Consider the following 24,652-nt stretch of genomic DNA (forward strand, 5'->3'; position numbering starts at 1 on the left):
CTTTTAAATCAGTTTTAGAATTTTCGTAAGGTCAGAATCTGTTCACTGCGACCGAAAGGCCCGTGAATATCATGCAGCACACCGCTGGTGAGACCAATCCCATCTTCACCATACTGTTGCACCACTTCCAGCCCCAGCCATTCACCTTGCGGCAGACGGTACATATGAATCTGTAAATCTAGATTCGGGAATCCCCAGCCCGCATTCGGGTCCTGACGTGGCACAATGCCATTCGCGGTATCGACCATACCGAGTAAACGACTAAAATCTGTAGTCGGTCGTCCTTCTACCATATCCAATGAATTTCTGAGCCAGACAATGCCTTTGCCTGCACGATGATCAGGATGTGCACGGGTTTCAATACTTTGAATATAACCGCCCGGCCAGCAACTCATACCCTCCCAAACCGGTAAAAACTCAGGGCTTTCAATCGGAAAATCTTCGATACCTGCAATGGCCCGGCTATCCGAAGTCAGCATCCTCCAGGCACGAGCAACGATACAGGTTTTTCCATTGGCACACATTTCCGCCTCAATCAGTTCAATAGTTTTGCCAGGACGGATCATGCGTGTAGTAATAGAAAATTCACCAAATGCAATCAGCCCAAAAATATCCAGTCCAACCCGGCCAATGCGCATTTCTGATCTAGGCTGAAACTGTTCTAGTTCAACACATAGAATACCGGTTGCTGGCGCCATGTGCTGTTCATGAGGATTCCACGCACCTTGAGCATGAATATTGGAACGATAATAGGCAGTAGTACTGCCATCTGCATGCTGCTCGCGCTGGATCAAACTATAATATGCTGACATTCTTCTTAAACTTCCTTGATTATTCTCTTAAACTTTAAAATTCATATAAAGTATCATGATCTTTATTTTCTGAGTAAAAAACCATAATAATTCATGATTTGACTATAAATTTTGTGTTGTTTAAATCCGACTTTTGTTAAAAGTTCATTTGAATCTTCCGCTGAAATCAGAAAAAAGTCCTGCTGCAATCTGGCCAGCATATTTTCGCTTTGCTGCACACTAAGTCCGGTTTGCTGTGCCATTTTTTGCATTACCTTTAATTCATTCTCATCTTCTGGTTGCATCAGATCATAGGTCAATCCGATCCCGCCAGCTTTAAGGCTCTGATAGATAGCCTGAAAAAAATCAGATTTCTGAGGTTCAGGAATAAAATGGACGACTAAAATAGCGAGTGCAGCATCGAATGAATTTTGTTGATCCAGTTCCTGAGTGGTGCACTGTATAAACTGAACTCGTTGTTCAGCGCCAATAGAAGCCAGCTGCTTCCTTGCCTGCTCAAGCATTGCAGCGGAAGGATCAATCGCAGTAAATGTCCAGTTTGGATGCTGTTGCAATAAATAAGATAGTTCATAACCAGTTCCGCAACCCACAATCAGGATATGTGCATTTTCTGGAAGCTCAGTACTGAGTATGGCTTCAATCTGCTGATGCACCAGTTCATAGCCAGGAATCAGTTTACGGATATGATCATCATAACTTGCGACCACCACTTCACTGTGAAAGTTTTTTGCCATCTGTTTACTCTGATTTATATAGAAATAGATTTTTATCTATTTAAAGAAATTGCTAAATACATGACCTCAATTTGCAAGATGGATTCTTCTTCCATTGTGCAGGTGCTTCGTTACTTTGACTGGGCAAAGTAACCAAACCCCTCTGTTTCATTGATATGGCATCCTTGCCATACAATGAAACGGCGGCATCCATGCCGCCAGGTCATCTGATCAAATACTATTTAAACTTAGCTTTAATTAATTTAAGCAATCTCTTTTAAATTTAATTCTTCACGCATAAATTCACGCAACTTGAACTTCTGTGCCTTGCCTGAAGCTGTCATCGGGAAGTCATGGAAGAAACGCACATAACGCGGCACTTTGTTATGCGAGATATGCTCGGCACAATATTGGCGGATGGCTTCTTCGGTACATGGATCATTCTCATGCAGGATAATGCAGGCACAAAGCTCTTCACCATATTTATGGTCTGGCACGCCAATCACCTGCACATCCGACACCGCTGGATGGGTGTAAAGGAAATCTTCAATTTCTTTCGGGAACAGGTTTTCACCGCCGCGAATCACCACATCCTTGATACGACCCTTGATTTTGACAAAGCCTTCATCATCCATTTCCGCAATATCACCGGTATGCATCCAGCGTGCAGCATCAATCACTTCCTGAGTCTTGTCCTGATCTTCCCAATAACCGAGCATCACGGAATAACCACGCACACAGAGTTCACCTAATTGACCGCGCGGCACCACCTTGCCATTTTCATCGACAATTTTAACTTCCAAATGCGGATGGACACGGCCAACTGTACTCACACGACGTTCAACACTGTCTTCTGTTGAACTTTGGGCACTTACCGGTGCTGTTTCAGTCATGCCATAACAGATGGTAATTTCAGACATATGCATTCGCTCTATTACACGCTGCATAATTTCCTGTGGACACGGGCTACCCGCCATAATACCGGTACGCAGACTGGATAGATCAAATTCGTCAAACTGCTCATGTTCCAGCACGGCAATAAACATGGTCGGTACGCCATAAGCCGCAGTACATTTTTCCTGCTGAATGGCTTTCAAGGTTTCCAGCGGATTAAATACGGCAGATGGATAAATCATGGCTGAACCATGGGTAATACAGGCCAGATTGCCCATTACCATGCCAAAGCAGTGGAATAGTGGAACAGAAATACAGACACGGTCTTCCGGACTTAAGTGAATCGCCTCACCGACAAAGTAACCATTATTTAAAATATTGTTATGGGTCAGCATCGTACCCTTAGGATTCCCTGTGGTGCCTGACGTAAACTGGATATTGATAGTTTCATCGAACTGCAAATCAGTGGAGATCTGTTGCAGCTGTTCCAGCTCTTGAGCACTTGGTGTAGGCATTAAATCCTGAAAACGATGAATGCCAGTATGCTGCTGCTCATCAATTTTAATGACATGCTTTAAATGTGGGAGACGCTCTGCATTCAGTAATTTATTTTCAGCCTGTTTTAATTCAGGCGCAATTTTGGTCAGGATTTCCTGATAGTCCGTGGTTTTAAACTGCGATGCAATGACCAGTCCCTTACAGGACACTTTATTCAGGACATATTCCAGCTCATTGCTTTTATAGGCCGGATTCAGGTTAACCAGAATAATGCCTGCCTTGAAAGCTGCGAACTGGGTAATAGTCCATTCCACACAGTTCGGCGACCAGATCGCCAGACGGTCACCTTTTTGCATACCCAATTTCAGCAGCTGACAGGCAAAGGCATTGACCTGATCCTGTAGCTGCCGATAACTCAGGCGTATGTTCTGATGCATACTGACAACTGCATCGCGATCTGCATATTGTTCGCAAGCCTGATCAAATTTTTCACCAATCGTCATACCCAATAAAGGCTGGCTGCTGGTTCCATAGGCATAGCTTAACCGTACTTGTGTCATTGAATCGATCTCCTTGATTCTTTGTAATTCTGATTTTCAACTTTACTAATTGTTTTATGACCACGACGACCTTGTCTATGTGCCTGTTTTTGTGCGTCTATGCTGCTGAATTTCCCTCCTGTCGATGTACTGCGTTAACACAAAAATCGGCAATCTGTTTGACAAAGTGATCCTTGTAGTTCTGATCAAACATTACATTACGGGACGGATTTAAAGGTTCAATCACGACAAAGGTCATGGCACCCACCACGCCCAAAGCTGCCGTATTTAAATCTTCAAACTCGAACTCTCCATTCACCTTTCCTTCGGCCAGGATTTCCTTAATGCTTTGTTTAAGCAGCTGTTTACTGCGAAAACGCTCATGTTCCATTTCCGGATCAACCGGTTCAAACATAAGTGAATACGCCAACTGGGGGCTATTCATGGCACGTTTCACAAAAGTTGTAACAGATTTTTGCAATTTCAGTTTTGGCGACAAATCCGACCCGGCAATGGAAACAAGAATTCCAACTTCATGCTGAATCGCTGCCGACAAAACCTCAATCAAAATCTGGCTTTTGTTTTCAAAATATCGATATACCAGCCCTGTAGAAACGCCTGCGCGTTCTGCAATCGCCTGAATCGACGCCTCTTTAAAGCCCCCTTGAGTAATCAGTTCACGAGCAGACTGTAAAATCGACAAACGATTTTGTTCCATTCGTTCCTGCATCAGTGATGATCTTTTATAACTCATAATCTTATTCTCAACCAGATAAAATGAATTGTAAATCATTTTGTGAATATAGGTTCACTTTTTTAATTTTTCGTTGTATGTTAAAAAAACAAGCACAACAAAAATGCTTTTGGACACAACAAATATAATCTCAGGATGGATGAAGAATGAATTTACAAAGCTTAGATTTCGGTTTGGATGAAACTCTTATTGCGCTTCGTGATTCAGTGGCCGCATTTTGCGCCAAGGAAATTGCCCCAATTGCCCAGCAAGTTGACCGTGACAATGAATTCCCGGCTCACCTTTGGAAAAAATTTGGTGATATGGGCCTACTTGGTTTAACGGTCAGTGAAGAATATGGCGGTACCAATCTGGGGTATCTGGCCCATATTATTGCCATGCAAGAAATTTCCCGTGCTTCAGCATCCATTGGTTTGTCCTATGGCGCCCATTCTAACCTATGTGTAAACCAAATTAAGCGAAATGGTAATGAAGAACAAAAGCAGCGTTATCTGCCAAAACTGATTTCTGGTGAATATGTCGGTGCATTAGCAATGTCTGAGCCGAATGCCGGATCAGATGTGGTCAGCATGAAACTGAAAGCTGAAGATAAAGGTGATCATTATCTACTCAACGGTTCCAAGATGTGGATCACCAACGGCGGCGATGCTGATGTACTTGTGGTCTATGCCAAAACCGATTTACAAGCTGGCGCCAAAGGCATGACCGCCTTCCTGGTTGAGAAAAATATGCCAGGTTTTAGTCACGGCACTCATTTAGACAAACTGGGTATGCGTGGTTCCAATACTTATCCCCTGTTTTTTGACAATGTCGAAGTTCCTAAAGAAAACGTCCTTGGCGGTGTCGGCAATGGGACTAAAGTGCTGATGAGCGGTCTGGACTATGAACGTGCGGTTCTCAGTGCTGGTCCATTGGGCATTATGGATGCCTGCATGGATACCGTGATTCCTTATATTCATGACCGCAAACAGTTTGGTCAGGCACTCGGTGAATTCCAGTTGATGCAAGGCAAAATTGCTGACATGTACTCTACCTGGCTGGCATGTAAGGCGCTGGTGTATGCCGTTGGTGCTGAATGTGACAAGGCTGATCATAGCCGTAGCCTGCGTAAAGATGCTGCCAGTGCCATTTTATATGCCGCTGAAAAAGCTACATGGATGGCGGGTGAAACCATTCAGACCCTAGGTGGGAACGGTTATATCAACGAATTTGCTGCAGGCCGTTTGTGGCGCGATGCCAAACTCTATGAAATTGGCGCCGGAACTTCCGAAATCCGCCGTATGCTAATTGGCCGTGAGCTCTTCAACGAAACAGCCTAAACATTAACACTTAGAATAAGACAAGGATGTTCGTCATGAATCAGTTACAGAGCAAAATCAATATACGTAGTGAAGAGTTTAAGACCAACCAGGCTGCCATGCTGCAACTGGTGGATGACCTTAAACAGAAAGTAGAAAAAATTGCCTTGGGTGGCGGAGAAACTGCCCGTCAGAAACATCTGGATCGCGGCAAATTACTGCCGCGTGAACGGATTAATCATTTAATTGATCCAGGCACAGCTTTTTTGGAAATCGGTCAACTGGCTGCCTATCAGGTTTATCAGGATGATGTTCCTGCAGCAGGTGTGGTCGCAGGTGTAGGTCAGGTCAATGGTGTGACCTGCATGATCGTGGCCAATGATGCCACAGTCAAAGGCGGGACTTATTATCCCCTTACGGTGAAAAAGCATTTACGTGCCCAGGAAATTGCCGAACAGAATCATTTGCCATGTATTTATCTGGTGGATTCTGGCGGTGCTTATTTACCTTTACAGGATGAAGTATTTCCGGATCGTGATCACTTCGGCCGTATCTTTTACAATCAGGCACGTATGTCGAGTCTGGGTATTGCCCAGATTGCAGTGGTAATGGGTAGCTGTACGGCAGGTGGTGCTTATGTGCCAGCGATGTCAGATGAAACCATTATTGTGCGTAATCAAGGCACGATTTTCCTCGGCGGCCCTCCTCTGGTGAAAGCGGCAACCGGTGAAGTGGTTTCTAGTGAAGACTTAGGTGGTGGTGATGTACATACCCGTTTATCTGGGGTTGCCGATCATCTGGCAGAAAATGATGAACACGCAATTGCCATTGCCCGCAACATTGTGGCGAACCTGAATAAAAAGCCAAATAAAACTGCAGATGAAATTGAAGCACCGCGTTTTGACAGTTCAGAGCTGTATGGCATTGTGCCAAGCGATGCACGTAAACCGTTTGATATCCGTGAAGTGATTGCGCGTATTGTCGACGGTTCACGCTTTGACGAATTCAAGGCACGCTTTGGGACTACCCTGGTCACTGGCTTTGCCAAGCTCTATGGAATGCCAGTTGGAATTATTGCCAACAATGGAATTTTATTCTCTGAGTCTGCACAAAAAGGCGCGCATTTTATTGAACTATGTACCCAGCGCAATATTCCGCTGATCTTCCTGCAAAACATCACCGGCTTTATGGTGGGTCGTCAGTATGAAAATGAAGGTATTGCTAAAAATGGTGCCAAGCTGGTGATGGCCGTCGCGACAGCCAATGTGCCTAAACTGACTCTGGTGATTGGCGGTTCTTTTGGTGCCGGTAACTATGGCATGTGTGGCCGTGCTTACTCGCCACGCTTTATGTGGACCTGGCCAAACTCGCGTATTTCAGTGATGGGCGGTGAACAGGCCTCTAGCGTATTGTCGACTTTGAAACGCGATCAGATTGAGCAAAAAGGTGGAACCTGGTCAGCTGAAGAAGAAGACCAGTTTAAACAGCCAATTCGTGACCAATATGAACGCCAAGGCCATCCTTATTATGCTTCTGCGCGTTTATGGGATGACGGTGTCATTGATCCAGCGCAATCGCGTGAAGTCCTGGCCCTAAGTCTGGCTGCAGCGATGAATGCACCAATCCAGCCAACCAAATTCGGCGTGTTCCGCATGTAAGAGGTGACAAAAATGGACTATCAATTTTTACAGCTCGAACAGCAGAATCAGGTGGCAACGGTCTGGATTAACCGGGCTGAACTGCATAATGCGTTTAATACCCAGGTCATTGAAGAGCTACATGCCTGTTTCCAGTCTTTAAATCAGCGTGATGATGTACGTGTAGTGATTCTGGCAGGCCGAGGTAAAAGCTTTTCTGCGGGTGCGGATCTGAACTGGATGAAAAAGGCCGGTCAGGCCTCACAGGCAGACAATGAAGCCGATGCTCTCAAACTGGCAAAAATGCTGCAAAGTCTGGCGACCTTGAAACAGCCAACGATTGCCCGTGTCCATGGTATTGCTTTTGGCGGCGGTATGGGTCTGGCAGCCGCTTGTGATATCTGTATCGCCAGCACTGATGCCAAGTTTGCAACGTCTGAAGTACGTTTAGGATTAGCCCCTTCGACCATTAGTCCGTATGTAATTCGTGCGATTGGCGCCCGTCAGGCGTCACGTTATTTCCTGACTGCTGAGCGAATCTCAGCTGAACAGGCGAAAACCATTGGTCTGGCACATGAAGTGACTGCACCAGAACAGCTCGACAGCAAAATTGATGAGATTGTGGAAGCGCTCTTACTCGGTGGACCAGCAGCGCAAAACGCCTCAAAACAGCTGATTCAACTGGTCGATCAACAGGTCCTGACTGAAGATCTGCTGTTTAAAACCGCACAGCATATTGCCCATGTTCGCCAGGGAGATGAGGCGAAAAATGGACTGAATGCATTTTTAAACAAACAAAGCCCGGCCTGGATTAAGACCACGGCATAACAACAAGAAGGATCGTAGGATGTTTGAAAAGATTTTAATTGCCAATCGTGGTGAAATTGCCTGCCGTGTGATTCGTACAGCGAAAAAGTTAGGGATTGCCACCGTTGCCGTATATTCCGATGCCGATGCACAGGCACAGCATGTCAAACTGGCAGATGAAGCCATCCATATTGGTGAATCGCCTGCTGCACAAAGTTATTTACAGATTGAACGTATTATTCAGGCAGCAAAAACTACCGGTGCTCAGGCCATTCATCCAGGTTATGGTTTCCTGTCTGAAAATGACCAGTTTGCCCTGGCCTGTCAGGATAACAACATTGTCTTTATTGGTCCGCCAGTGGATGCGATCTTAGCAATGGGTCTGAAAGCGACCTCTAAAGCCTTAATGGAAAAAGCTGGTGTACCTTTAACCCCCGGCTATCATGGTACCAATCAGGATGCCGATTTCTTGAAACAACAAGCTGACAGTATTGGCTATCCAGTACTGATCAAGGCTAGTGCTGGCGGTGGCGGTAAAGGCATGCGACTGGTCGAGCGTAGTGAAGATTTCCTGAGTTCACTCGCTTCCTGTAAAAGCGAAGCACGTTCCAGCTTCGGCAATGAAGATGTGCTGATTGAACGCTATGTCGTGCAGCCACGCCATATTGAAGTTCAGGTCTTTGGTGATACACATGGCAATTATGTGCATCTGTTTGAACGTGATTGCTCCGTGCAGCGTCGTCACCAGAAAGTTCTGGAAGAAGCACCTGCACCTAAAATGCCAGAAGACAAACTTGAGGCGATGCGCCAAGCCGCAATTGATGCTGCACGTGCTGTAAATTATGTCGGTGCCGGTACAGTCGAGTTCATCGTTGAGCAAGACGGTACTGCTTACTTCATGGAAATGAACACCCGTCTGCAGGTTGAGCATCCAGTCACTGAAATGATCACCGGTCAGGATCTGGTGGAATGGCAGTTACGTGTAGCGTTCGGTGAACCTTTACCGAAACAGCAGCATGAATTACAGATACACGGTCATGCACTGGAAGCCCGTGTTTATGCCGAAGAACCAGAAAAAGGTTTTATTCCTGCCATCGGTCAGATCAGCTATTTGCACTATCCAGAACAAAATGACAGCGTGCGTGTGGATAGTGGCATTGTCGAAGGTGATGAAATCAGCACCTATTATGATCCGATGATTGCCAAACTGATTGTTTGGGGCAAAAACCGTGAAGCTGCTTTAACCCAGATGCATCATGCCTTGGGTCAGTTTCATGTCGATGGTCTTGGCAATAACATCGCTTTTCTTGATCGCTTAGTATTATGTGATTCATTTAAAAATGCCCATCTCGATACTGGCCTGATTCAACGTGAAGAAGAGTTCCTACTCAAACCATCTGCTGATATCAGTGCAGAATTAGTGGTCACTGCAGCCTTGGTTGAACTGTTATCGCGTCTGGCTCAAAACCCGACTAGCAATAATCCCGTCTGGCAGCAAAAGGCATTTTGGCGTCTGAATCAGCAAAATAACTACACAATTAAATTACAATGTAATGACGTTTTACGTGTGGTGAGCTTTAAAGCGCTAGAAAATAGTTTCCTGGCAAATTATGAAGGCCAGACACTTACCATCCAGGGTGAGCTGCTTGATCAACACCTACTCCAGTTAAATCTTGCGGGTCAGCAGCAGAAACTGGCATTTAGCCAGACTGAGCATGGCATTACCCTGTTCCAGAATGGTCAAAGCTACAAGTTCAATTATTTGAAAAATGACTTTAATAACCAGGATGAACAAGGGACTGAAAATAACTTGACTGCGCCAATGCCTGGCGTGATTACTCAGGTTCTGGTCGCGGCAAATGACAAAGTGAAAAAAGACGATGTACTGCTGACCTTGGAAGCAATGAAGATCGAATATACCATTCGCGCTCCGCATGATGGCATTATCGCAAACTCATACTTCCAGAAAGGTGATCAGGTTAAAGCCGGTGATGAACTGGTTGAGTTTCAGCCTCTAGCGGAGGAAGTTGCATGACAGATTTCGTTAAAATCGTAGAAGTCGGGCCACGCGATGGCCTGCAAAACGAAAAAACACCTTTAACACTAGATGACCGTAAAAATCTGATTCTGGACCTGATGAAAACAGGTTTGCAGGCGATTGAGGTCGGCTCCTGTGTTTCAGCCAAATGGGTTCCACAGATGGCAGATAGCGATACGCTATTTGCCAGCTTGCCTAAAGATCCGAATATCCAGTTCAGTTTGCTGACGCCAAACATGAAAGGTTTTGAATCAGCGCTGGCTGTGGATTGTAAAGAAGTTGCGGTATTTACCGCAGCTTCTGAAAGCTTTACCCACAAGAATATCAACTGCTCGATTGATGAAAGCTTTGAGAAGTTTGCAGATGTGATGGCAGCTGCCAAAGCAAATGATGTCAAGGTGCGTGGCTATGTCTCTTGTATGGTGGACTGCCCTTATGAAGGTGCAATTGATCCGAAGCAGGTCGTCAAAGTTACACAGCGTCTACTAGACATGGGCTGCTATGAAGTGTCATTAGGTGAAACCATTGGTACGGCAACTCCGGATCGCGTGAAGAACGTCTGGGATGCCTGTCTTTCAGAAATTGATAGTAAAGTGCTAGCCGGTCATTTTCATAATACCTATGGCATGGCCATCGCTAATATTTACCAGTCATTGCTGCAAGGGATTCGGGTATTTGACTCCTCTATTGCCGGTCTCGGTGGCTGTCCTTATGCCAAAGGTGCTTCCGGCAATGTTTCAACTGAAGACCTGTATTACCTGCTCTCCAAGATGGGCTTTGAAACCGGTATTCAACTGGATGCTTTGATGCAGGCCAGCCGTAATATCAGCGAGGTATTACAACGCAATAATCCATCCAATTATGCCAATGCCTATTGGCAAAAAGCCTGTGCTTAAAAACTTGAAATAGCCGGACACTCTATAAGTCCTCATGGATAGAAATCAGCAGATCTTTAGATGAAAGAGATCTGCAAGAGAAGAATAAATCGAGGTAAAAATGTCAAATAAAGTGTATGACAGTGCAAAAGCCGCTTTAGACGGCGTGGTTCAGAATGGACATACCTTGGCGGTAGGCGGTTTTGGTCTATGTGGTATTCCAGAAGCCCTAATTGCAGCTTTAAAGGAAACTGGTGCCAAAAATCTGACCTGTATTTCTAATAATGCCGGTGTGGATGGCTTTGGCTTGGGGCTATTGCTGGAAACCAAACAGATTAAAAAGATGATCTCTTCCTATGTGGGCGAGAATAAGGAATTTGAACGCCAATACTTAAGCGGTGAACTTGAAGTTGAACTGACCCCGCAAGGAACTTTAGCTGAAAAATTACGTGCTGGTGGTGCAGGTATTCCCGCTTTCTATACCGCGACTGGTGTCGGTACCGTTATTGCTGAAGGTAAAGATGTCCGCGAGTTCAATGGCAAGTCTTATATTCTGGAAGAATCCTTAACTGCTGATGTGGCTTTGGTTAAAGCCTATAAGGCCGATAAAGCCGGCAACCTGATTTTCCGTAAAACTGCCCAGAACTTCAATCCGGTCTGTGCCATGGCTGGTAAAGTGACCATTGCTGAAGTTGAAGAAATTGTCGAGATCGGTGCCCTTGATCCAGATGAAATTCATCTTCCCGGCATTTATGTGAACCGGATTGTACTGAATACCCAACCGGAAAAACGGATTGAACAGATGACTTTAAAGGCGGAGGCTTGATCATGGCTTGGACACGTAATGAAATGGCGCAGCGCGCCGCACAGGAACTTGAAGATGGTTTCTATGTCAATCTAGGTATTGGTCTGCCAACCTTAGTCGCAAATTATATTCCAGAGAATATTAATGTCTGGCTTCAGTCTGAGAATGGTCTGCTGGGTATTGGAGAATTTCCAACGGCCGATACTGTGGATGCAGACCTGATCAATGCTGGCAAACAGACGGTAACTGCCCGCAAAGGTGCTTCTTTCTTTTCCAGTGCTGACTCCTTTGCCATGATCCGTGGCGGTCATGTCAATATCGCCATTCTGGGGGCTATGGAAGTCTCAGAAAATGGTGATCTAGCCAACTGGATGATTCCAGGCAAGAAAGTCAAAGGCATGGGTGGTGCCATGGATCTGGTCGCAGGTGTGCAAAAAGTTGTGGTGCTGATGGAACACTGCGCTAAAGATGGTACGCCTAAAATTGTCTCACAATGTAGTCTTCCGCTTACTGGCCAGGCCGTAGTGAACCGGATTATTACTGACTTAGGTGTATTGGATGTCACACCTGAAGGTATTCAACTTGTAGAACTGGCACCCGATGTCAGTTTTGATGAAATTCAGAAAGTCACCGGCGTACCTTTACTCCGTAAAGCAGCCTGATTTTTCCCAGCCCTTAAAATGAAAAATTTTAAGGGTTTCTTTTTGGCTGAAGAAAGCCGCTTCTTAATAACAAATGCAGAATAAATGGATTTTAATCATGCAAACTCAACAAAATATCTTGCAGCGCTTTGCCATGCGCGTCAGCGACTGGTCTGAAAAATGGTTTCCGGACTCTTATATCTTTGCCCTACTCGGTGTCATCATCGTTGCGATTGCCGCGATTGGCATTGGTGCGCCGGCACAAGACGTCGCGATTTCATTTGGTGACGGATTCTGGAGTCTGATTCCCTTTACCTTACAGATGTGCATGTTGATCGTGGTCGGTTATGTAGTTTCAGTTTCCAAACCGATGCAATTACTGATTCAGAAAATGGCGCGCATTCCCCATTCCGGACGTGGAGCCATCGTTCTTGTCGCCACAGTTAGTCTACTGATTTCCCTGATTAACTGGGCGATGAGTACGGTTCTAACCGCACTTCTGGTGATTGCGCTAGCGCAGCGTAAAGAACTGAATATGGATTACCGTGCGGCTGCCGCAGCAGCGATTATCGGGATGGGCGCAACCTGGGCACTGGGTATCAGCTCTTCAGCAGCGCAATTACAAGCCAACAAATCCAGTCTACCAGAACCACTTTATAATCTGACTGGTGTGATTCCATTTACTGAAACGATTTTCCTGCCGCAATCCATGATCATGACAGCAGTCTTGATTATTGCTTCGATTGCCATTGCCTACTGGTCTGCGCCCAAAGGCAATCATATTAAAACTATTGATCACTTCCCGATCCAGATTGAAGAAGAAAAGACTGAAACCGTGACCCATAAACGGCCGGGTGACTGGCTTGAAAACTCGCCAATCTTAAGTATTCTGATTGTGGTTCTGGGTCTGGTCTGGATGTTTAACGAGTTTTCCAAAAGTAATCCTATTCTGGCAATCTCCAGCTTAAACACCTATAACTTTATCTTTCTGATTTTGGGTGTAGCTTTACATGGTACACCACGTAATTTTCTCAATGCTGTGTCCAAAGCTGTGCCGGCCATTTCAGGGGTGCTGATCCAGTTTCCGCTTTATGGCAGCATCGCCTTTATGATGACCAATGCCCTGAATTCTGCTGACCTGTCCCTATCGCACTATATCGCCGAGTTCTTCGTTTCGATTGCCTCGCAGGAAACCTTTGCAGTGGTGATGGGAATTTATTCAGCGATTCTAGGCTTCTTCATTCCTTCTGGTGGAGGAAAATGGATTATTGAAGCGCCTTATGTGATGCAGGCTGCACATGACCTGAAAGTGCATCTGGGCTGGTCTGTCCAGATTTACAATGCGGCCGAAGCCTTGCCCAATCTGATCAATCCTTTCTTTATGCTCCCTATGCTGGGTATCTTAAAATTAAAAGCCAAAGATGTGATTGGTTTTACAGTGACCCAACTGGTCTTTCATCTTCCATTGGTACTATTCTTGCTCTGGTTCCTAGGAAGAACCCTGACTTATACCCCACCTGTCTTCTCTTAATTCATAACAAATAAAAAAGGACGAATCATTCGTCCTTTTTTATGATGAAAGAATTATTTAGCTGGCTTTCTTTTCAACTACGCCTTCATTATCTACAGTATGTACACGACCATCTTCGGTACTCATAACTTCAAAAGTTACACGACGATTTTGATACTGACCGTTCGAGGTTGCATTCGGTTGAGCAGGCTGATTCGCCGCCATACCTACAGGTTGTAATTGTGCCGGATTCACCCCTTTCTGTACCAGATAATTCACAATGGCTTGAGCACGTTTTAAAGATAGCTCCTGATTTTGAGTGCTGCTGCCTTCCGTATCAGTATGGCCTATTACGGTTAGACGTACATCTTTGGCATATTGCAATAAAGCTGCGGTCTGATCCAGCAAGCTTTTATTCACTTCAGGAATTTCTGTAGAACCTGTCGCAAAATGAATAAGTTGCAGGTTTAAGGCAGTTGCAACATCCAATGCCTCAATATTCTCCATCTGAAGTTCGTCTAAAGCTTTTTTAGCCTCGGTATTGGCTGTATTGATCGCCTCATCCATATCCACTGGTTTTTGGGTCACGACTTCTACATTTTTAGCTAAGCCACGAATTTGACCTGCCAAACGCTGTGCATCTGCACTGTTCGCTGCCTGCACAGACACCTGATTACCTGCCCAAGTCAAAGTCACATTTGACATGCCTTGCAGCAGTTTTAGTACTGAAGGAATCGTATCCTGATCAATAAATTCTGAGTGGTAATTTTCATTGGCTACTGCACCACAGCCAATACTGTAATTAAAGATCTGCTTAATTTCATTTTGCAGAATTTGCATATATTTCGGATCATTCATCTGTACCTGACAGTTGACGATTTCACCCTGACTACCGGTGCTGATTTTGAGAATTGCAGGGTTTGTTGCAGCAGCTTCGCTTACCGCCTGAGCATTTCGTAATTCATCCGGATCATCATCACGCAGGCATCCACGGAAGAAGAATAAGATAATCGCAGCAATAATCACGAGGAGAATAAAAGGCCAGAACACCACTGCCTTTTTCTCTTCAGTCAGTACTGGTTCTGCTTCCGGTTCGGAAGCCAAACCCGGTGCGCGGTTCAGATTTTGTCCCGCCAGCGGAGATACGCCTAAAGATGCCAGTATAGAACCAGCCCAGACTGGTAATGCTCGTTGAATCGAATCTGCATGGGTATCTAGCAAATGGCCTACTGCTTCAGCAGTGGGTGCACCAGCCTCTGCCTGCAAGAAGTTCATGGTTGGAACAATTGCCCGGTTCAGGGTCTGTTCAATTTCATCTTGAGGTGCAGTTGAATCTAACTGAGCCAGGAATTGTTGTTTTAGGGTCGGATTATTATTAAATAATTCATCAATCTTGGGATTAAGTTGCTGACCCAGACTTTCAATCCAGGCCGGTCTTGCACGAAGAATACTTAACAATACAGGATAGAATTGGGCTAAGGCCTGATCCTTGGCAAATAGATGTTCTGTTTCACCTTGCAGCACAATGGCGGTCACATCACTCTTTAAACGTTCAATTAAATCTGTATTCATCAAGATCACCATTATTCTGATTTATAATGTTTAATATTTAATCAGTGTAGCGACCCACCCTCTTTGGAATGTTAATAATTGTACTGATATCATAAAGTTTCACTGTTTATGTAGGGCTAACTTTTCTAGTATTTTATTTAAGATATAAAAAAGTCAGCCGAAGCTGACTTTTTGTAAACGCGAAATGTAAGTGTTATGCAGCAATAAAAGTTTGCAGCACTTTACCTTTCACTTTTTGATTGAGCAGTGGTGTATTTTTACCTTGAGAAACGATCGTTTCTTTGCTTAATGTCCACTCCTGTTCTGGATCAACCAGTACCCAGCCTGCTTCCGCTTTCCAATGCTCAAACATACTGGCGACTTTCGCAGGAGCAACTGTGACTTTCTCCACCCATTCCAACGGCGTAAAGAAGCCTTCATTCACTAGTTGGATACCGAACGGTACGTAGGTATCAAACGCGGTAAAGCCAGGCTGTGTTTCCGCAAAGGGTGCCATTTTGGCAGAGCTGCTCAGGGGTTCATGATGGGTACAGATCGCATCAATCACACCAGATTTTACGCCCTGACGCAGTAATTCTTTGTCAGATTCAGAACGTAATGGTGGACGTACGTGTGCAAGAGAGTTAAAGCCATCAATCAGATGGTCAGTCAGATGCAATTGGTGCATAGCGACATCACAAGTTACTGGCAAGCCTTTTTCTTTAGCAATACGAATCAGTTCTACTGATGCACCACAAGATAACAAGCCAAAATGAGCACGTACTTTAGTTGCTTCAATCATGAGCAGGTATTTGGCAATGGCCACAGTTTCAGCTAGCGATGGAATCATTGGCAAGCCTTGGCGTGAAGCAATAAAGCCTTCATGCACACAGCCATCTTTGGCAATTTGCGGCTCTTCTGCATAGAACACTACAGTCAGGTCCAATCCTGCTGCATATTCAAGTGTACGCAATACCACATCATCATTGGCAAACGGCGCACTGGCATTAGAAACCGCAGTACAACCGCCTTTTTTTAAACCAGCCATATTGGCCGGTTGCTGACCTTGCAAACCTTGGGTTTGCGCACCGATCACCTGTAAATAAATACCGCCATCCAGCATGGCTTTTTCAACCAGACCATGAATCAGCGCACCATTATCCTGCACAATCGGTTTGGAATCTGGCGGGGTAAAGACATGCAGAATACCGTTTTCACGTGCAGCCTTACCTTCAGACTTTAAAGTTCCGTGTTGCTGCTGGCCCGGTTCTCGTAAACGTGCACACAGGTCCACCATGGTTGGCATCAGCCATTTGCCCTGTCCATCAATGGTTTCAGAGACGTTAGCAGTCTCTGCAACACGTTTACCATTTTCCACATAAACCGTTTCGACTGAATCAGTGTTTTGGATTGGGTCAAGAACACGGACATTTTCAATTTTTACAATAGACATGACTTATTCCTTATACCGCAATCGCTTCAATCAAACCCTGTTCCTGTAACTGCCCCTGCATTGCAAGAGCCAGTACCGCCATACGTACTGCAATCCCGTTAGTAACCTGTTTCAGAATCACGGATTGCGGACCGTCTGCAATACTGGAATCAATTTCCACACCACGGTTCATTGGTCCTGGATGCATCACGATACAATCCGGCTTGGCCATGGCGAGACGTTCTTTATTCAGGCCATACATTTTGTAGAATTCAGCCTGAGAAGACAGCGCTGGCGAATCAATACGCTCGTTTTGAATACGCAAGGTAATGATCACATCACAGTCTTTGATGCCATCTTCCATATTATTGAACAGGCGTACATCTTCACTGTAATCATCAAAACCGTATGGCAGCAATGTATTCGGTGCAATCACGCGAATATCTTTACAGCCTAAGGTTTGCAGTGCCGCTACATCTGAACGTGCTACACGCGAATGCTTGATATCGCCAATAATAGCAATCGACATATCTTCGAATTTTTTATTGGTCTCGCGGCGAATGGTCAGCATATCCAGCATCGCTTGAGTTGGATGGGCATGACGGCCATCCCCTGCATTAATAATGGCGACATTTGGACAGACATCTTTGGCAATAAAGTGTGCTGCACCTGAAGATGAATGACGTACCACGAAAATATCTGCCGCCATAGCCTCAAGATTCCACAAGGTATCACGTAAAGTTTCACCTTTAGAGGTACTTGAACGGGCAATATCGATATTCAGCACGTTGGCAGACAGACGTTTGGCCGCTGCCTCAAAAGTAGTACGCGTTCGGGTAGAATTTTCAAAAAATAGGTTCATCACCGTTTTGCCTTCGAGCAAATTATTGGTGATCAGCTGATTTTGGTCATTAAAAAAGGACAACGCAGTGTCCAGTATTTTTGTAAGAGTTTCTTTAGAAAGACCTTCGATGGTCAGGAAATGTTTAAGATTACCTGCTTTGTTGAGTTGAATCTGGCTCGGTGTATGCAATGCCGCCAAGTGCATGAGAGATTCCTTATACGTTAAGTCAACGTATTATACAGAGATTAGCGAATCTTTATAGTTGATAAAGAGCTCGGTTGTACAAAAACCATCTCGGTAATAAGAATGGAAATTGAAATTCCCATGTATTTTTTCAATAAGATAATTTAACCTGTCTATCTATATGCTTGTTTTTTCATTTAAACATGAGTGCTTCAGTCTGGAGCATCCACACTCAATCCCCCAATTAGCGCAATGCGCCAATATAATGATGTGAAACCTGTGCGCGATAGATATCTTCTTCACTTGGTTCCACAGAAATCAGTTCCTTTTCCGCCTGTTCTTCAGCCTGCAGTTCTGAAAATGACGATAAATCCAGAGTGGTTTTTAAACGATTGACCAGATGTAATAACTCAGGATCTTCAGTCTGCTCTGCCAGCCCAATCACATGCTTTGCATAGTGGATATTTTCTGCAAGATACATGGCATCAATTACTCGCCCAGTCACTCGTCTTAAACGTGCATAGATCAAGGTAGCGATTGAAAATGCCTCATTCCTGCGTAATTGAAGATCCAACATCTAAGCCCCTCCGAAATAATAATTAAGAATAAAGATGAAGCTGTAATGATTCCCCTCAGCATTACAGCTTCATTGATATTAGATAGAGCAATAAACGTACCAAAATTAATAAATAAGTTATGTGAGTTATAAATTGATATGAATAAAAATTGATCCACCCCGAGCAATAGTTAGGTCAGCGTCTTTTTTGTTTTAGATTCACTCCTCGTCTAGCTAGTCAATTCTTAGTTTCGATCACTTAACATGAATGACCAAATTTTAGCTTTTACTTTTTAAAGTAATGCTGATGCCATGAGGTGTATATAAACGACCCTGTATCAGATCCATCACATCATTAACCCGATTATTTATCTTTCTAAATTACACATACAACATGGCCGCAATTGAAGATCTAGATTGCGAATTAGTTTAATACCCATTACATATCCATCTGTAAAATAAAAGTTTTATTCAAAATATTTTCATTCTTGGTATTTTGTAATTTTACATCTCTCGTCAATTTTTAGTTTACTTTTTAAGTCAACATTTAGCGCTTTTTAGGATGAGTAAAACTAGGCTGTATATGCTCGAATTTAAAAAATTTCCAAAGCTTTAACAGGCAAAATACGCTAAACTGAGCGCAGTTTTTTATTTATTCTTTTCCGGTCTCTCTATTTTATGAATACCTCTTCACGTTTAAGCAATTATTGGGTCACCTGTGCCGATGGTCTGGAAACCTTATTAGAAGAAGAAATCAAAGGTTTAGGTGTTCAGGATATTGAACGTTTCCCAGGTCGTCTGACCTTCAAAGGTACGCTTGAAAATGCTTACCGCATCTGTATGTGGTCTCGTCTGGCTTCTCGTGTCCTGATGCCAATTCACACGCATGAAATCGAATTCTCCCACGATGCGCGTGATGTTGCAGAAGAGCTTTATGAAGGTGCGATGAGCTTCGACTGGTCACTGATTTTTGCACCACAAAGCACCTTCGCAATTCGTCTGCACGTTGAACGTGATATTAAGGTTAATACCCAGTTTGCGACCCTTCGTGCCAAAGATGGCGTCGTCGATTCCTTTATGGAAGCTGTGGGCAAGCGTCCAAGTATTGATACCAAACAGCCAGAAATCACCATGTACATTCTGGCCGGTAAAAAAGAACATACTTATTGTTTAGACTTATCCGGTGATTCCCTGCATAAACGTGGCTATCGCCGCTTTATGACTGAAGCACCAATCAAGGAAAATCTGGCGGCTGCGATCCTGCAAAAAGGCGGCCTGAAAGACATCAACCCGGATATTGTGGTTGATCCAATGTGTGGTTCAGGGACGTTTATCATTGAATCACTGATGATTCTGACTGATCGTGCCCCAGGTCTGGTGCGTCGTTTCGGATTTAATGGCTGGAATGGTCATGACCATGAATTATGGATGGGGATTAAAGCTGAAGCGGCTGAACGTCATAAAGCTGCGCTAGAAAACCCATTACCCAAATTCTATGCCTTTGATGCCGACTGGGAAGCGGTAAAAGCCACTAAACAGAACATTATTGCGGCAGGTTTTGAATCTGCGCTTGATCAGATCAAGATCGAAGAGCGTACTTTAAATGACTGGCCAGATTTCCAGGCGGAAGGCAAAAAAGTCTTCTTCGTCACCAACCCGCCGTACGGTGAGCGTCTGGGCGATAAGGCATCTAACCGTGCCTTGTATCTGGGTTTGTCTAATCTGCTGCAAAAGAATTTCCCGAATCAAAAAGCCGCAGTCATTGCTGCTCAGGTGGAACAGGCCGATGTCTTGGCGTTCAATGATCCACAAATTCTGCGTTTGATGAACGGTAAACTGCCGATCTATATCCGTTTCGGTACGGTAAAACCGGCAGCAGTCACACGTCCTTTCCTGGAAAGCTGGCAGCCGCAACAATTCGAGCCGATTGAAGGTGCGATGGAATTTGCTAACCGTCTGACCAAGAATATGCAAACCCTGAAAAAATGGGCGGTAAAAGAAAATATTCACTGCCTGCGTTTGTATGATGCCGACCTGCCGGACTTTAATGTAGCAGTTGATCTATACGGCGAACGTCTGCATGTTCAGGAATATGCACCACCGAAAAAAATCGATCCTGAAAAAGCAAAAAAACGTTTTAACCTGGCTCTACAGGCAATTCGTGCCGTGACCGGTTTGGGCCGTGATGCGATCTTTATCAAGACGCGTGCCCGTCAGGAAGGTAAAAACCAGTACACCAAACAAAGTACAGCGTCTAAACGTTTTATCGTCCAGGAAGGCCAAGCCAAGATTCTGGTCAACCTGACCGACTATCTGGATACCGGTTTGTTCCTGGATCACCGTCAGATACGTTTGCGTATTGCCAAAGAAGCCAAAGGCAAGCACTTCCTGAATCTGTACAGCTATACCTCTACCGCGAGCTTACATGCAGCTTTAGGCGGTGCAGCGAGTACCACCAGTGTCGATTTGTCTAATACTTATTTGAACTGGTCAAAAGAGAACTTTGTTCTAAACGGCCTGACTGTAGACCATGCCGATCAACAACATCAATTCTTTGCATCTGACTGTTTTGAATGGCTGAAAGAAGGTCATGAACAATATGACCTGATCTTTATCGATCCACCGACATTCTCTAACTCGAAAAAATTCTACGGGACTTTCGACATTCAGCGTGACCACGTCTCTTTATTGAAACGTGCCATGAACCGTTTAACCACTGACGGTACGTTGTATTTCTCGAACAACTACCGTGGTTTCGAAATGGATGAAATGATTGAAGGTTTATATGACGTGGAAGAAATCACGCATGAAACCATTGGTCCAGACTTCAAGCGTAACCAGAAAATTCACCGTGCCTGGAAAATTACTCATCCAAAAATGTAAGGTGTGAATATAAGATAAAGAAAAACCCAGCCTAGGCTGGGTTTTTTTGTTGCGAGGAGAACTTCTATTAGCTGAGTTTCATTTTTTCAAAGACCAGCTCGCCACTTTCACCACGAACGACGATGGTATCACCAGGGCCAAACTCACCTGCCAGGATGCTTTGTGCCAAACCATTTTCAATACGTTGCTGGATCGCACGTTTTAATGGACGCGCACCATACAACGGATCGAAACCAGCTTCGATTAACTGATCGAAAGCACTGTCATCCACAGACAGACGCATATCGCGTTCTGCCAGACGTTGACGCAAGCGGTTCAACTGGATATCGGCAATACCACGGATCTGGTCTTTTTCCAGTGCATGGAACACCACTAGCTCATCAATACGGTTGATAAACTCTGGACGGAAATGTTCCGATACCGCATTCATCACCACTGTACGGACTTCTTCACGAGTTGCTTTATCGCCCAGTTCACGGACATCCTGTGAACCCAGGTTCGAAGTCATCACAATCACGGTATTTTTAAAGTCCACCACACGACCTTGCGAGTCAGTCAAACGACCATCATCTAGCACTTGCAGCAGAATGTTAAATACATCCGGATGCGCTTTTTCGACCTCATCGAATAACACCACGCTATATGGTTTACGGCGCACCGCTTCAGTCAGCACACCACCTTCTTCATAACCGACATAGCCCGGAGGTGCACCGACCAAGCGGCTCACCGAATGTTTTTCCATAAATTCGGACATGTCGATTCGGATCATGGCATCGTCACTGTCGAACAGGAAGTTCGCCAAAGCTTTAGTCAATTCTGTTTTACCCACACCTGTTGGGCCTAAGAACAGGAATGAACCACTTGGACGGTTAGGATCGGACAAGCCAGCACGTGAACGGCGCACAGCATTAGATACAGCCACTACGGCTTCTTCCTGACCAACAACACGGTTATGCAGGAATTCTTCCATATGCAGCAGTTTATCACGCTCACCTTGCAGCATTTTCGCCACAGGAATACCGGTCGCAGCACTGACTACTTCAGCGATCTCATTGTCAGTGACTTTGTCACGTAACAGTTTTGGTGCTTCACTTTCTTCAGCCGCTTCAATACGTTCCAACTGTTTTTGCAGTTCAGGAATCACACCGTATTGATAACGTGCTGCTTCAGCCAGATCACCTTCACGCTGGGCTTTTTCCAGCGCAATGCGAGCCTGATCCAGTTTCACCTGAATATCTTTGTTGCCTGCTACCAGCGCTTTATCGGCACGCCAGATTTCTTCCAGCTCGCTGTACTCTTTCTCTACAGTGGCAATCTGCTCTTCCAGATGTTTCACTTCGCCTTGTGCACCAGAGTCTGCATCTTTTTTCACCGCTTCAAGCTGCATCTTCAGCTGAATCAGACGACGTTCGAGTTTATCCAGCGCTTCAGGTTTAGAATCCAGCTCCATTTTGATACGAGATGCTGCTTCATCAATCAGGTCAATGGCTTTATCCGGCAATTGACGATCTGTGATGTAACGATGCGACATTTTCGCCGCAGCAATGATTGCAGAATCCAGAATCTGCACACCATGGTGAGTTGCATAACGATCTTTCAGACCACGCAGAATCGCAATGGTATCTTCCACGCTTGGTTCATCCACCAGCACTTTCTGGAAACGACGCTCTAAAGCTGCATCTTTTTCAATGTACTGACGATATTCATCCAGAGTCGTTGCACCGACACAGCGTAGTTCACCGCGCGCTAATGCAGGTTTCAGCATGTTACCCGCATCCATGGCGCCATCGCCTTTACCGGCACCGACCAATGTATGCAGCTCGTCAATGAACAGGATGATTTCGCCTTCATGTTTAGCCAGATCTTTCAGAACGGCTTTCAGACGTTCTTCGAACTCACCACGATATTTGGCACCTGCCAGCAATGAACCTAAGTCCAGTGATAATACACGTTTGCCTTTCAAGCCTTCAGGAACTTCACCGTTAACAATACGTTGTGCCAGACCTTCGACAATCGCAGTTTTACCGACACCTGGCTCACCGATCAGTACCGGGTTGTTTTTGGTACGGCGTGACAGCACCTGAATTGTACGACGGATTTCATCATCACGACCAATCACCGGGTCCAGTTTGCCAGCCATGGCACGTTCAGTTAAATCAATCGTATATTTATTCAGTGAGTCCCGTTGATCTTCATGATTATTGCTCATGACTTTTTCATCGCCTCGAATTTGATTAATGACCTGTCGTAAAGTTTCTGTTTTTACGCCAACACTATTTAATAAGGTTTTGGTGGCACCCGTTTCTGCAAGTGCCAGTAATACCCAGTCTGTAGACAGGAACTCATCTCCTGCTTTCTGTGCATAACTGTCCGCAAGATGCAGAGCTTTGGCTGCTTCCTGACTGATGTTGATATCGGCAGAGGGATTACCGAGCGTAGCTACATTATTTAGCGCAGTTTGTACTTTGCTTTGCAGGTCACGCAGGTTCGCTCCTGCCTGTTGCAGCAAGCTCACATTCGATGCTTCTTCCATCAAGGTGGACAAGATGTGAATCCCTTCAATGGCAGCATGATCCTTGCTCATTGCCAGAGATTGCGCATCGGAAAGGGTTTGCTGTAAGCGATTGGTAAATTTCTCAAAACGCATTCTTGTTATTCCTCACAACAAATTTTCTACTTGATGGATATATGGGTGCTGGAAATAAAATTTCAAATAATTTTTTATATATTTTTCAAAAATTTAATTAAATAAAAGACAGAGTTATCAGTATTAATATTGGTATTCAATGAAAATATTTCAAGTGAGCGAAAGTAGAATTTTTAAAGTGAAGATCAATAATGAATATCTGATTTAATTTACTCTGCTATTTTTCGGATGGGTAGAAAATAGAGAAAGACCTTTAGTGCGGTTGCAAGCGTCCTAGTAATCGCAATACTGCACTCAAACCATGTTCTGTTTGCATCAAGGATCTTGGTATTTGCTGATCCAAAAGCTTGTTAGGTGAATTGATAAACTGGCGCATCCAGCTCAAGTCTCCACCATTCAGACCAAATAACGCTTGATAGATATTGATTAAAGTTATCGCTCTTTTACCTGCGCTAGTATCTGGTTCTAATTCTTTTTGATTTATGATTGACGATAATTCTGCTTCAGATAGATCCAGAACTAATGCAAGCTCGGATTCTTGCAATTGCAACTGTTCAGCTAAGTTGAATATAGCTTTGGCTAATACTTGGGATTTAGAAATATCCGTTTCATTATTCATTTTTATTAAATCCTATTGATGAATCTTGTTTTGATTATGCTGCCTTTATCCTTTTCTTGCTATGTTGTTTATCATCAAATTTACTCATCAAATTAAAAGCACCCTCGCTTAGAGGG

General features: G+C 44.5%; 19 protein-coding genes. 9 read left to right on the top strand and 10 right to left on the bottom strand.

Annotated elements, in window-relative coordinates; translation table 11 throughout:
- Window positions 1–14 precede the first annotated feature (14 nt).
- The 4 genes from FTU19_RS07490 to FTU19_RS07505 all read right to left on the bottom strand — a co-directional run bounded on the left by FTU19_RS07490 (window position 15) and on the right by FTU19_RS07505 (window position 4,210).
- Window positions 15–812, bottom strand: a complete 798-nt coding sequence (locus FTU19_RS07490; protein WP_180016669.1) for a thioesterase family protein — start codon at window positions 810–812, stop codon at window positions 15–17.
- A 62-nt stretch (window positions 813–874) separates the two neighbouring features.
- Entirely contained in the window at window positions 875–1,546 is a 672-nt protein-coding gene (locus tag FTU19_RS07495) for a class I SAM-dependent methyltransferase (RefSeq protein WP_180016670.1), read from the bottom strand.
- A gap of 242 nt (window positions 1,547–1,788) precedes the next feature.
- The gene (locus FTU19_RS07500; protein WP_180016671.1) at window positions 1,789–3,477 is read right to left on the bottom strand and encodes an AMP-binding protein; all 1,689 of its coding nucleotides are present in this window, start codon (window positions 3,475–3,477) and stop codon (window positions 1,789–1,791) included.
- A gap of 97 nt (window positions 3,478–3,574) precedes the next feature.
- Complete coding sequence (locus FTU19_RS07505) at window positions 3,575–4,210, bottom strand: TetR/AcrR family transcriptional regulator (RefSeq protein ID WP_004782481.1); 636 nt, start codon at window positions 4,208–4,210, stop codon at window positions 3,575–3,577.
- A 146-nt stretch (window positions 4,211–4,356) separates the two neighbouring features.
- On the opposite strand from FTU19_RS07505, the gene FTU19_RS07510 reads away from it, so the two are divergent.
- The 8 genes from FTU19_RS07510 to FTU19_RS07545 all read left to right on the top strand — a co-directional run bounded on the left by FTU19_RS07510 (window position 4,357) and on the right by FTU19_RS07545 (window position 13,842).
- Window positions 4,357–5,529 (top strand): isovaleryl-CoA dehydrogenase, encoded by a 1,173-nt coding sequence (locus FTU19_RS07510; protein ID WP_004782484.1) that lies wholly within the window; start codon window positions 4,357–4,359, stop codon window positions 5,527–5,529.
- A gap of 35 nt (window positions 5,530–5,564) precedes the next feature.
- On the top strand, window positions 5,565–7,166 hold the full coding sequence (locus FTU19_RS07515; protein WP_004782485.1) for a carboxyl transferase domain-containing protein: 1,602 nt from the start codon (window positions 5,565–5,567) through the stop codon (window positions 7,164–7,166).
- A 12-nt stretch (window positions 7,167–7,178) separates the two neighbouring features.
- Window positions 7,179–7,973 carry an enoyl-CoA hydratase/isomerase family protein gene (locus FTU19_RS07520; RefSeq protein ID WP_159123879.1) on the top strand — a complete coding sequence of 265 codons (795 nt, stop codon included), beginning with the start codon at window positions 7,179–7,181 and terminating at the stop codon, window positions 7,971–7,973.
- 19 nt (window positions 7,974–7,992) lie between these two features.
- The gene (locus FTU19_RS07525; RefSeq protein WP_179992276.1) at window positions 7,993–9,987 is read left to right on the top strand and encodes an acetyl/propionyl/methylcrotonyl-CoA carboxylase subunit alpha; all 1,995 of its coding nucleotides are present in this window, start codon (window positions 7,993–7,995) and stop codon (window positions 9,985–9,987) included.
- Complete coding sequence (locus FTU19_RS07530) at window positions 9,984–10,886, top strand: hydroxymethylglutaryl-CoA lyase (protein WP_004782490.1); 903 nt, start codon at window positions 9,984–9,986, stop codon at window positions 10,884–10,886. Before FTU19_RS07525 ends, FTU19_RS07530 begins: the two co-directional genes overlap by 4 nt.
- A gap of 100 nt (window positions 10,887–10,986) precedes the next feature.
- Complete coding sequence (locus FTU19_RS07535; RefSeq protein WP_180016672.1) at window positions 10,987–11,691, top strand: CoA transferase subunit A; 705 nt, start codon at window positions 10,987–10,989, stop codon at window positions 11,689–11,691.
- Window positions 11,692–11,693: 2 nt separating this feature from the next.
- On the top strand, window positions 11,694–12,332 hold the full coding sequence (locus FTU19_RS07540) for a CoA transferase subunit B (RefSeq protein ID WP_004782495.1): 639 nt from the start codon (window positions 11,694–11,696) through the stop codon (window positions 12,330–12,332).
- A 97-nt stretch (window positions 12,333–12,429) separates the two neighbouring features.
- Entirely contained in the window at window positions 12,430–13,842 is a 1,413-nt protein-coding gene (locus FTU19_RS07545) for a short-chain fatty acid transporter (protein WP_004782496.1), read from the top strand.
- 57 nt (window positions 13,843–13,899) lie between these two features.
- Here FTU19_RS07545 and FTU19_RS07550 read toward each other — a convergent pair whose 3' ends face one another.
- The 4 genes from FTU19_RS07550 to FTU19_RS07565 all read right to left on the bottom strand — a co-directional run bounded on the left by FTU19_RS07550 (window position 13,900) and on the right by FTU19_RS07565 (window position 18,408).
- Window positions 13,900–15,393, bottom strand: a complete 1,494-nt coding sequence (locus FTU19_RS07550) for an OmpA family protein (protein ID WP_180016673.1) — start codon at window positions 15,391–15,393, stop codon at window positions 13,900–13,902.
- A 193-nt stretch (window positions 15,394–15,586) separates the two neighbouring features.
- Window positions 15,587–16,825: a dihydroorotase gene (locus FTU19_RS07555; protein WP_180016674.1), complete on the bottom strand. Its 1,239-nt coding sequence runs from the start codon at window positions 16,823–16,825 to the stop codon at window positions 15,587–15,589.
- A gap of 10 nt (window positions 16,826–16,835) precedes the next feature.
- On the bottom strand, window positions 16,836–17,852 hold the full coding sequence (locus FTU19_RS07560; RefSeq protein WP_004782500.1) for an aspartate carbamoyltransferase catalytic subunit: 1,017 nt from the start codon (window positions 17,850–17,852) through the stop codon (window positions 16,836–16,838).
- Between the two features lie 223 nt (window positions 17,853–18,075).
- Window positions 18,076–18,408, bottom strand: coding sequence for a hypothetical protein (locus tag FTU19_RS07565; RefSeq protein ID WP_034170006.1), 333 nt, complete (start codon window positions 18,406–18,408; stop codon window positions 18,076–18,078).
- A 657-nt stretch (window positions 18,409–19,065) separates the two neighbouring features.
- Between FTU19_RS07565 and rlmKL the strand changes: the two genes are divergently transcribed.
- Window positions 19,066–21,270 carry a bifunctional 23S rRNA (guanine(2069)-N(7))-methyltransferase RlmK/23S rRNA (guanine(2445)-N(2))-methyltransferase RlmL gene (gene rlmKL, locus FTU19_RS07570; RefSeq protein WP_180016675.1) on the top strand — a complete coding sequence of 735 codons (2,205 nt, stop codon included), beginning with the start codon at window positions 19,066–19,068 and terminating at the stop codon, window positions 21,268–21,270.
- 67 nt (window positions 21,271–21,337) lie between these two features.
- Here rlmKL and clpB read toward each other — a convergent pair whose 3' ends face one another.
- Window positions 21,338–23,917, bottom strand: coding sequence for an ATP-dependent chaperone ClpB (clpB, locus tag FTU19_RS07575; protein ID WP_004782517.1), 2,580 nt, complete (start codon window positions 23,915–23,917; stop codon window positions 21,338–21,340).
- A 253-nt stretch (window positions 23,918–24,170) separates the two neighbouring features.
- Entirely contained in the window at window positions 24,171–24,536 is a 366-nt protein-coding gene (locus tag FTU19_RS07580) for an antitoxin Xre/MbcA/ParS toxin-binding domain-containing protein (protein WP_180016676.1), read from the bottom strand.
- Window positions 24,537–24,652: the final 116 nt, after the last annotated feature.

It is taken from the genome of Acinetobacter sp. YH12072, assembly GCF_013419565.1.
Classification (GTDB): Bacteria; Pseudomonadota; Gammaproteobacteria; order Pseudomonadales; family Moraxellaceae; genus Acinetobacter.

Bases quoted from the DNA above. Each gene is read 5' to 3' on its own strand.
- FTU19_RS07530 (WP_004782490.1), top strand. From the start codon at position 9,984: ATGACAGATTTCGTTAAAATCGTAGAAGTCGGGCCACGCGATGGCCTG.
- FTU19_RS07505 (WP_004782481.1), bottom strand. From the start codon at position 4,210: ATGAGTTATAAAAGATCATCACTGATGCAGGAACGAATGGAACAAAAT.
- FTU19_RS07520 (WP_159123879.1), top strand. From the start codon at position 7,179: ATGGACTATCAATTTTTACAGCTCGAACAGCAGAATCAGGTGGCAACG.
- FTU19_RS07535 (WP_180016672.1), top strand. From the start codon at position 10,987: ATGTCAAATAAAGTGTATGACAGTGCAAAAGCCGCTTTAGACGGCGTG.
- FTU19_RS07565 (WP_034170006.1), bottom strand. From the start codon at position 18,408: ATGTTGGATCTTCAATTACGCAGGAATGAGGCATTTTCAATCGCTACC.
- rlmKL (WP_180016675.1), top strand. From the start codon at position 19,066: ATGAATACCTCTTCACGTTTAAGCAATTATTGGGTCACCTGTGCCGAT.
- FTU19_RS07545 (WP_004782496.1), top strand. From the start codon at position 12,430: ATGCAAACTCAACAAAATATCTTGCAGCGCTTTGCCATGCGCGTCAGC.
- FTU19_RS07580 (WP_180016676.1), bottom strand. From the start codon at position 24,536: ATGAATAATGAAACGGATATTTCTAAATCCCAAGTATTAGCCAAAGCT.
- clpB (WP_004782517.1), bottom strand. From the start codon at position 23,917: ATGCGTTTTGAGAAATTTACCAATCGCTTACAGCAAACCCTTTCCGAT.
- FTU19_RS07500 (WP_180016671.1), bottom strand. From the start codon at position 3,477: ATGACACAAGTACGGTTAAGCTATGCCTATGGAACCAGCAGCCAGCCT.
- FTU19_RS07515 (WP_004782485.1), top strand. From the start codon at position 5,565: ATGAATCAGTTACAGAGCAAAATCAATATACGTAGTGAAGAGTTTAAG.
- FTU19_RS07550 (WP_180016673.1), bottom strand. From the start codon at position 15,393: ATGAATACAGATTTAATTGAACGTTTAAAGAGTGATGTGACCGCCATT.
- FTU19_RS07495 (WP_180016670.1), bottom strand. From the start codon at position 1,546: ATGGCAAAAAACTTTCACAGTGAAGTGGTGGTCGCAAGTTATGATGAT.
- FTU19_RS07490 (WP_180016669.1), bottom strand. From the start codon at position 812: ATGTCAGCATATTATAGTTTGATCCAGCGCGAGCAGCATGCAGATGGC.
- FTU19_RS07555 (WP_180016674.1), bottom strand. From the start codon at position 16,825: ATGTCTATTGTAAAAATTGAAAATGTCCGTGTTCTTGACCCAATCCAA.
- FTU19_RS07510 (WP_004782484.1), top strand. From the start codon at position 4,357: ATGAATTTACAAAGCTTAGATTTCGGTTTGGATGAAACTCTTATTGCG.
- FTU19_RS07540 (WP_004782495.1), top strand. From the start codon at position 11,694: ATGGCTTGGACACGTAATGAAATGGCGCAGCGCGCCGCACAGGAACTT.
- FTU19_RS07560 (WP_004782500.1), bottom strand. From the start codon at position 17,852: ATGCACTTGGCGGCATTGCATACACCGAGCCAGATTCAACTCAACAAA.
- FTU19_RS07525 (WP_179992276.1), top strand. From the start codon at position 7,993: ATGTTTGAAAAGATTTTAATTGCCAATCGTGGTGAAATTGCCTGCCGT.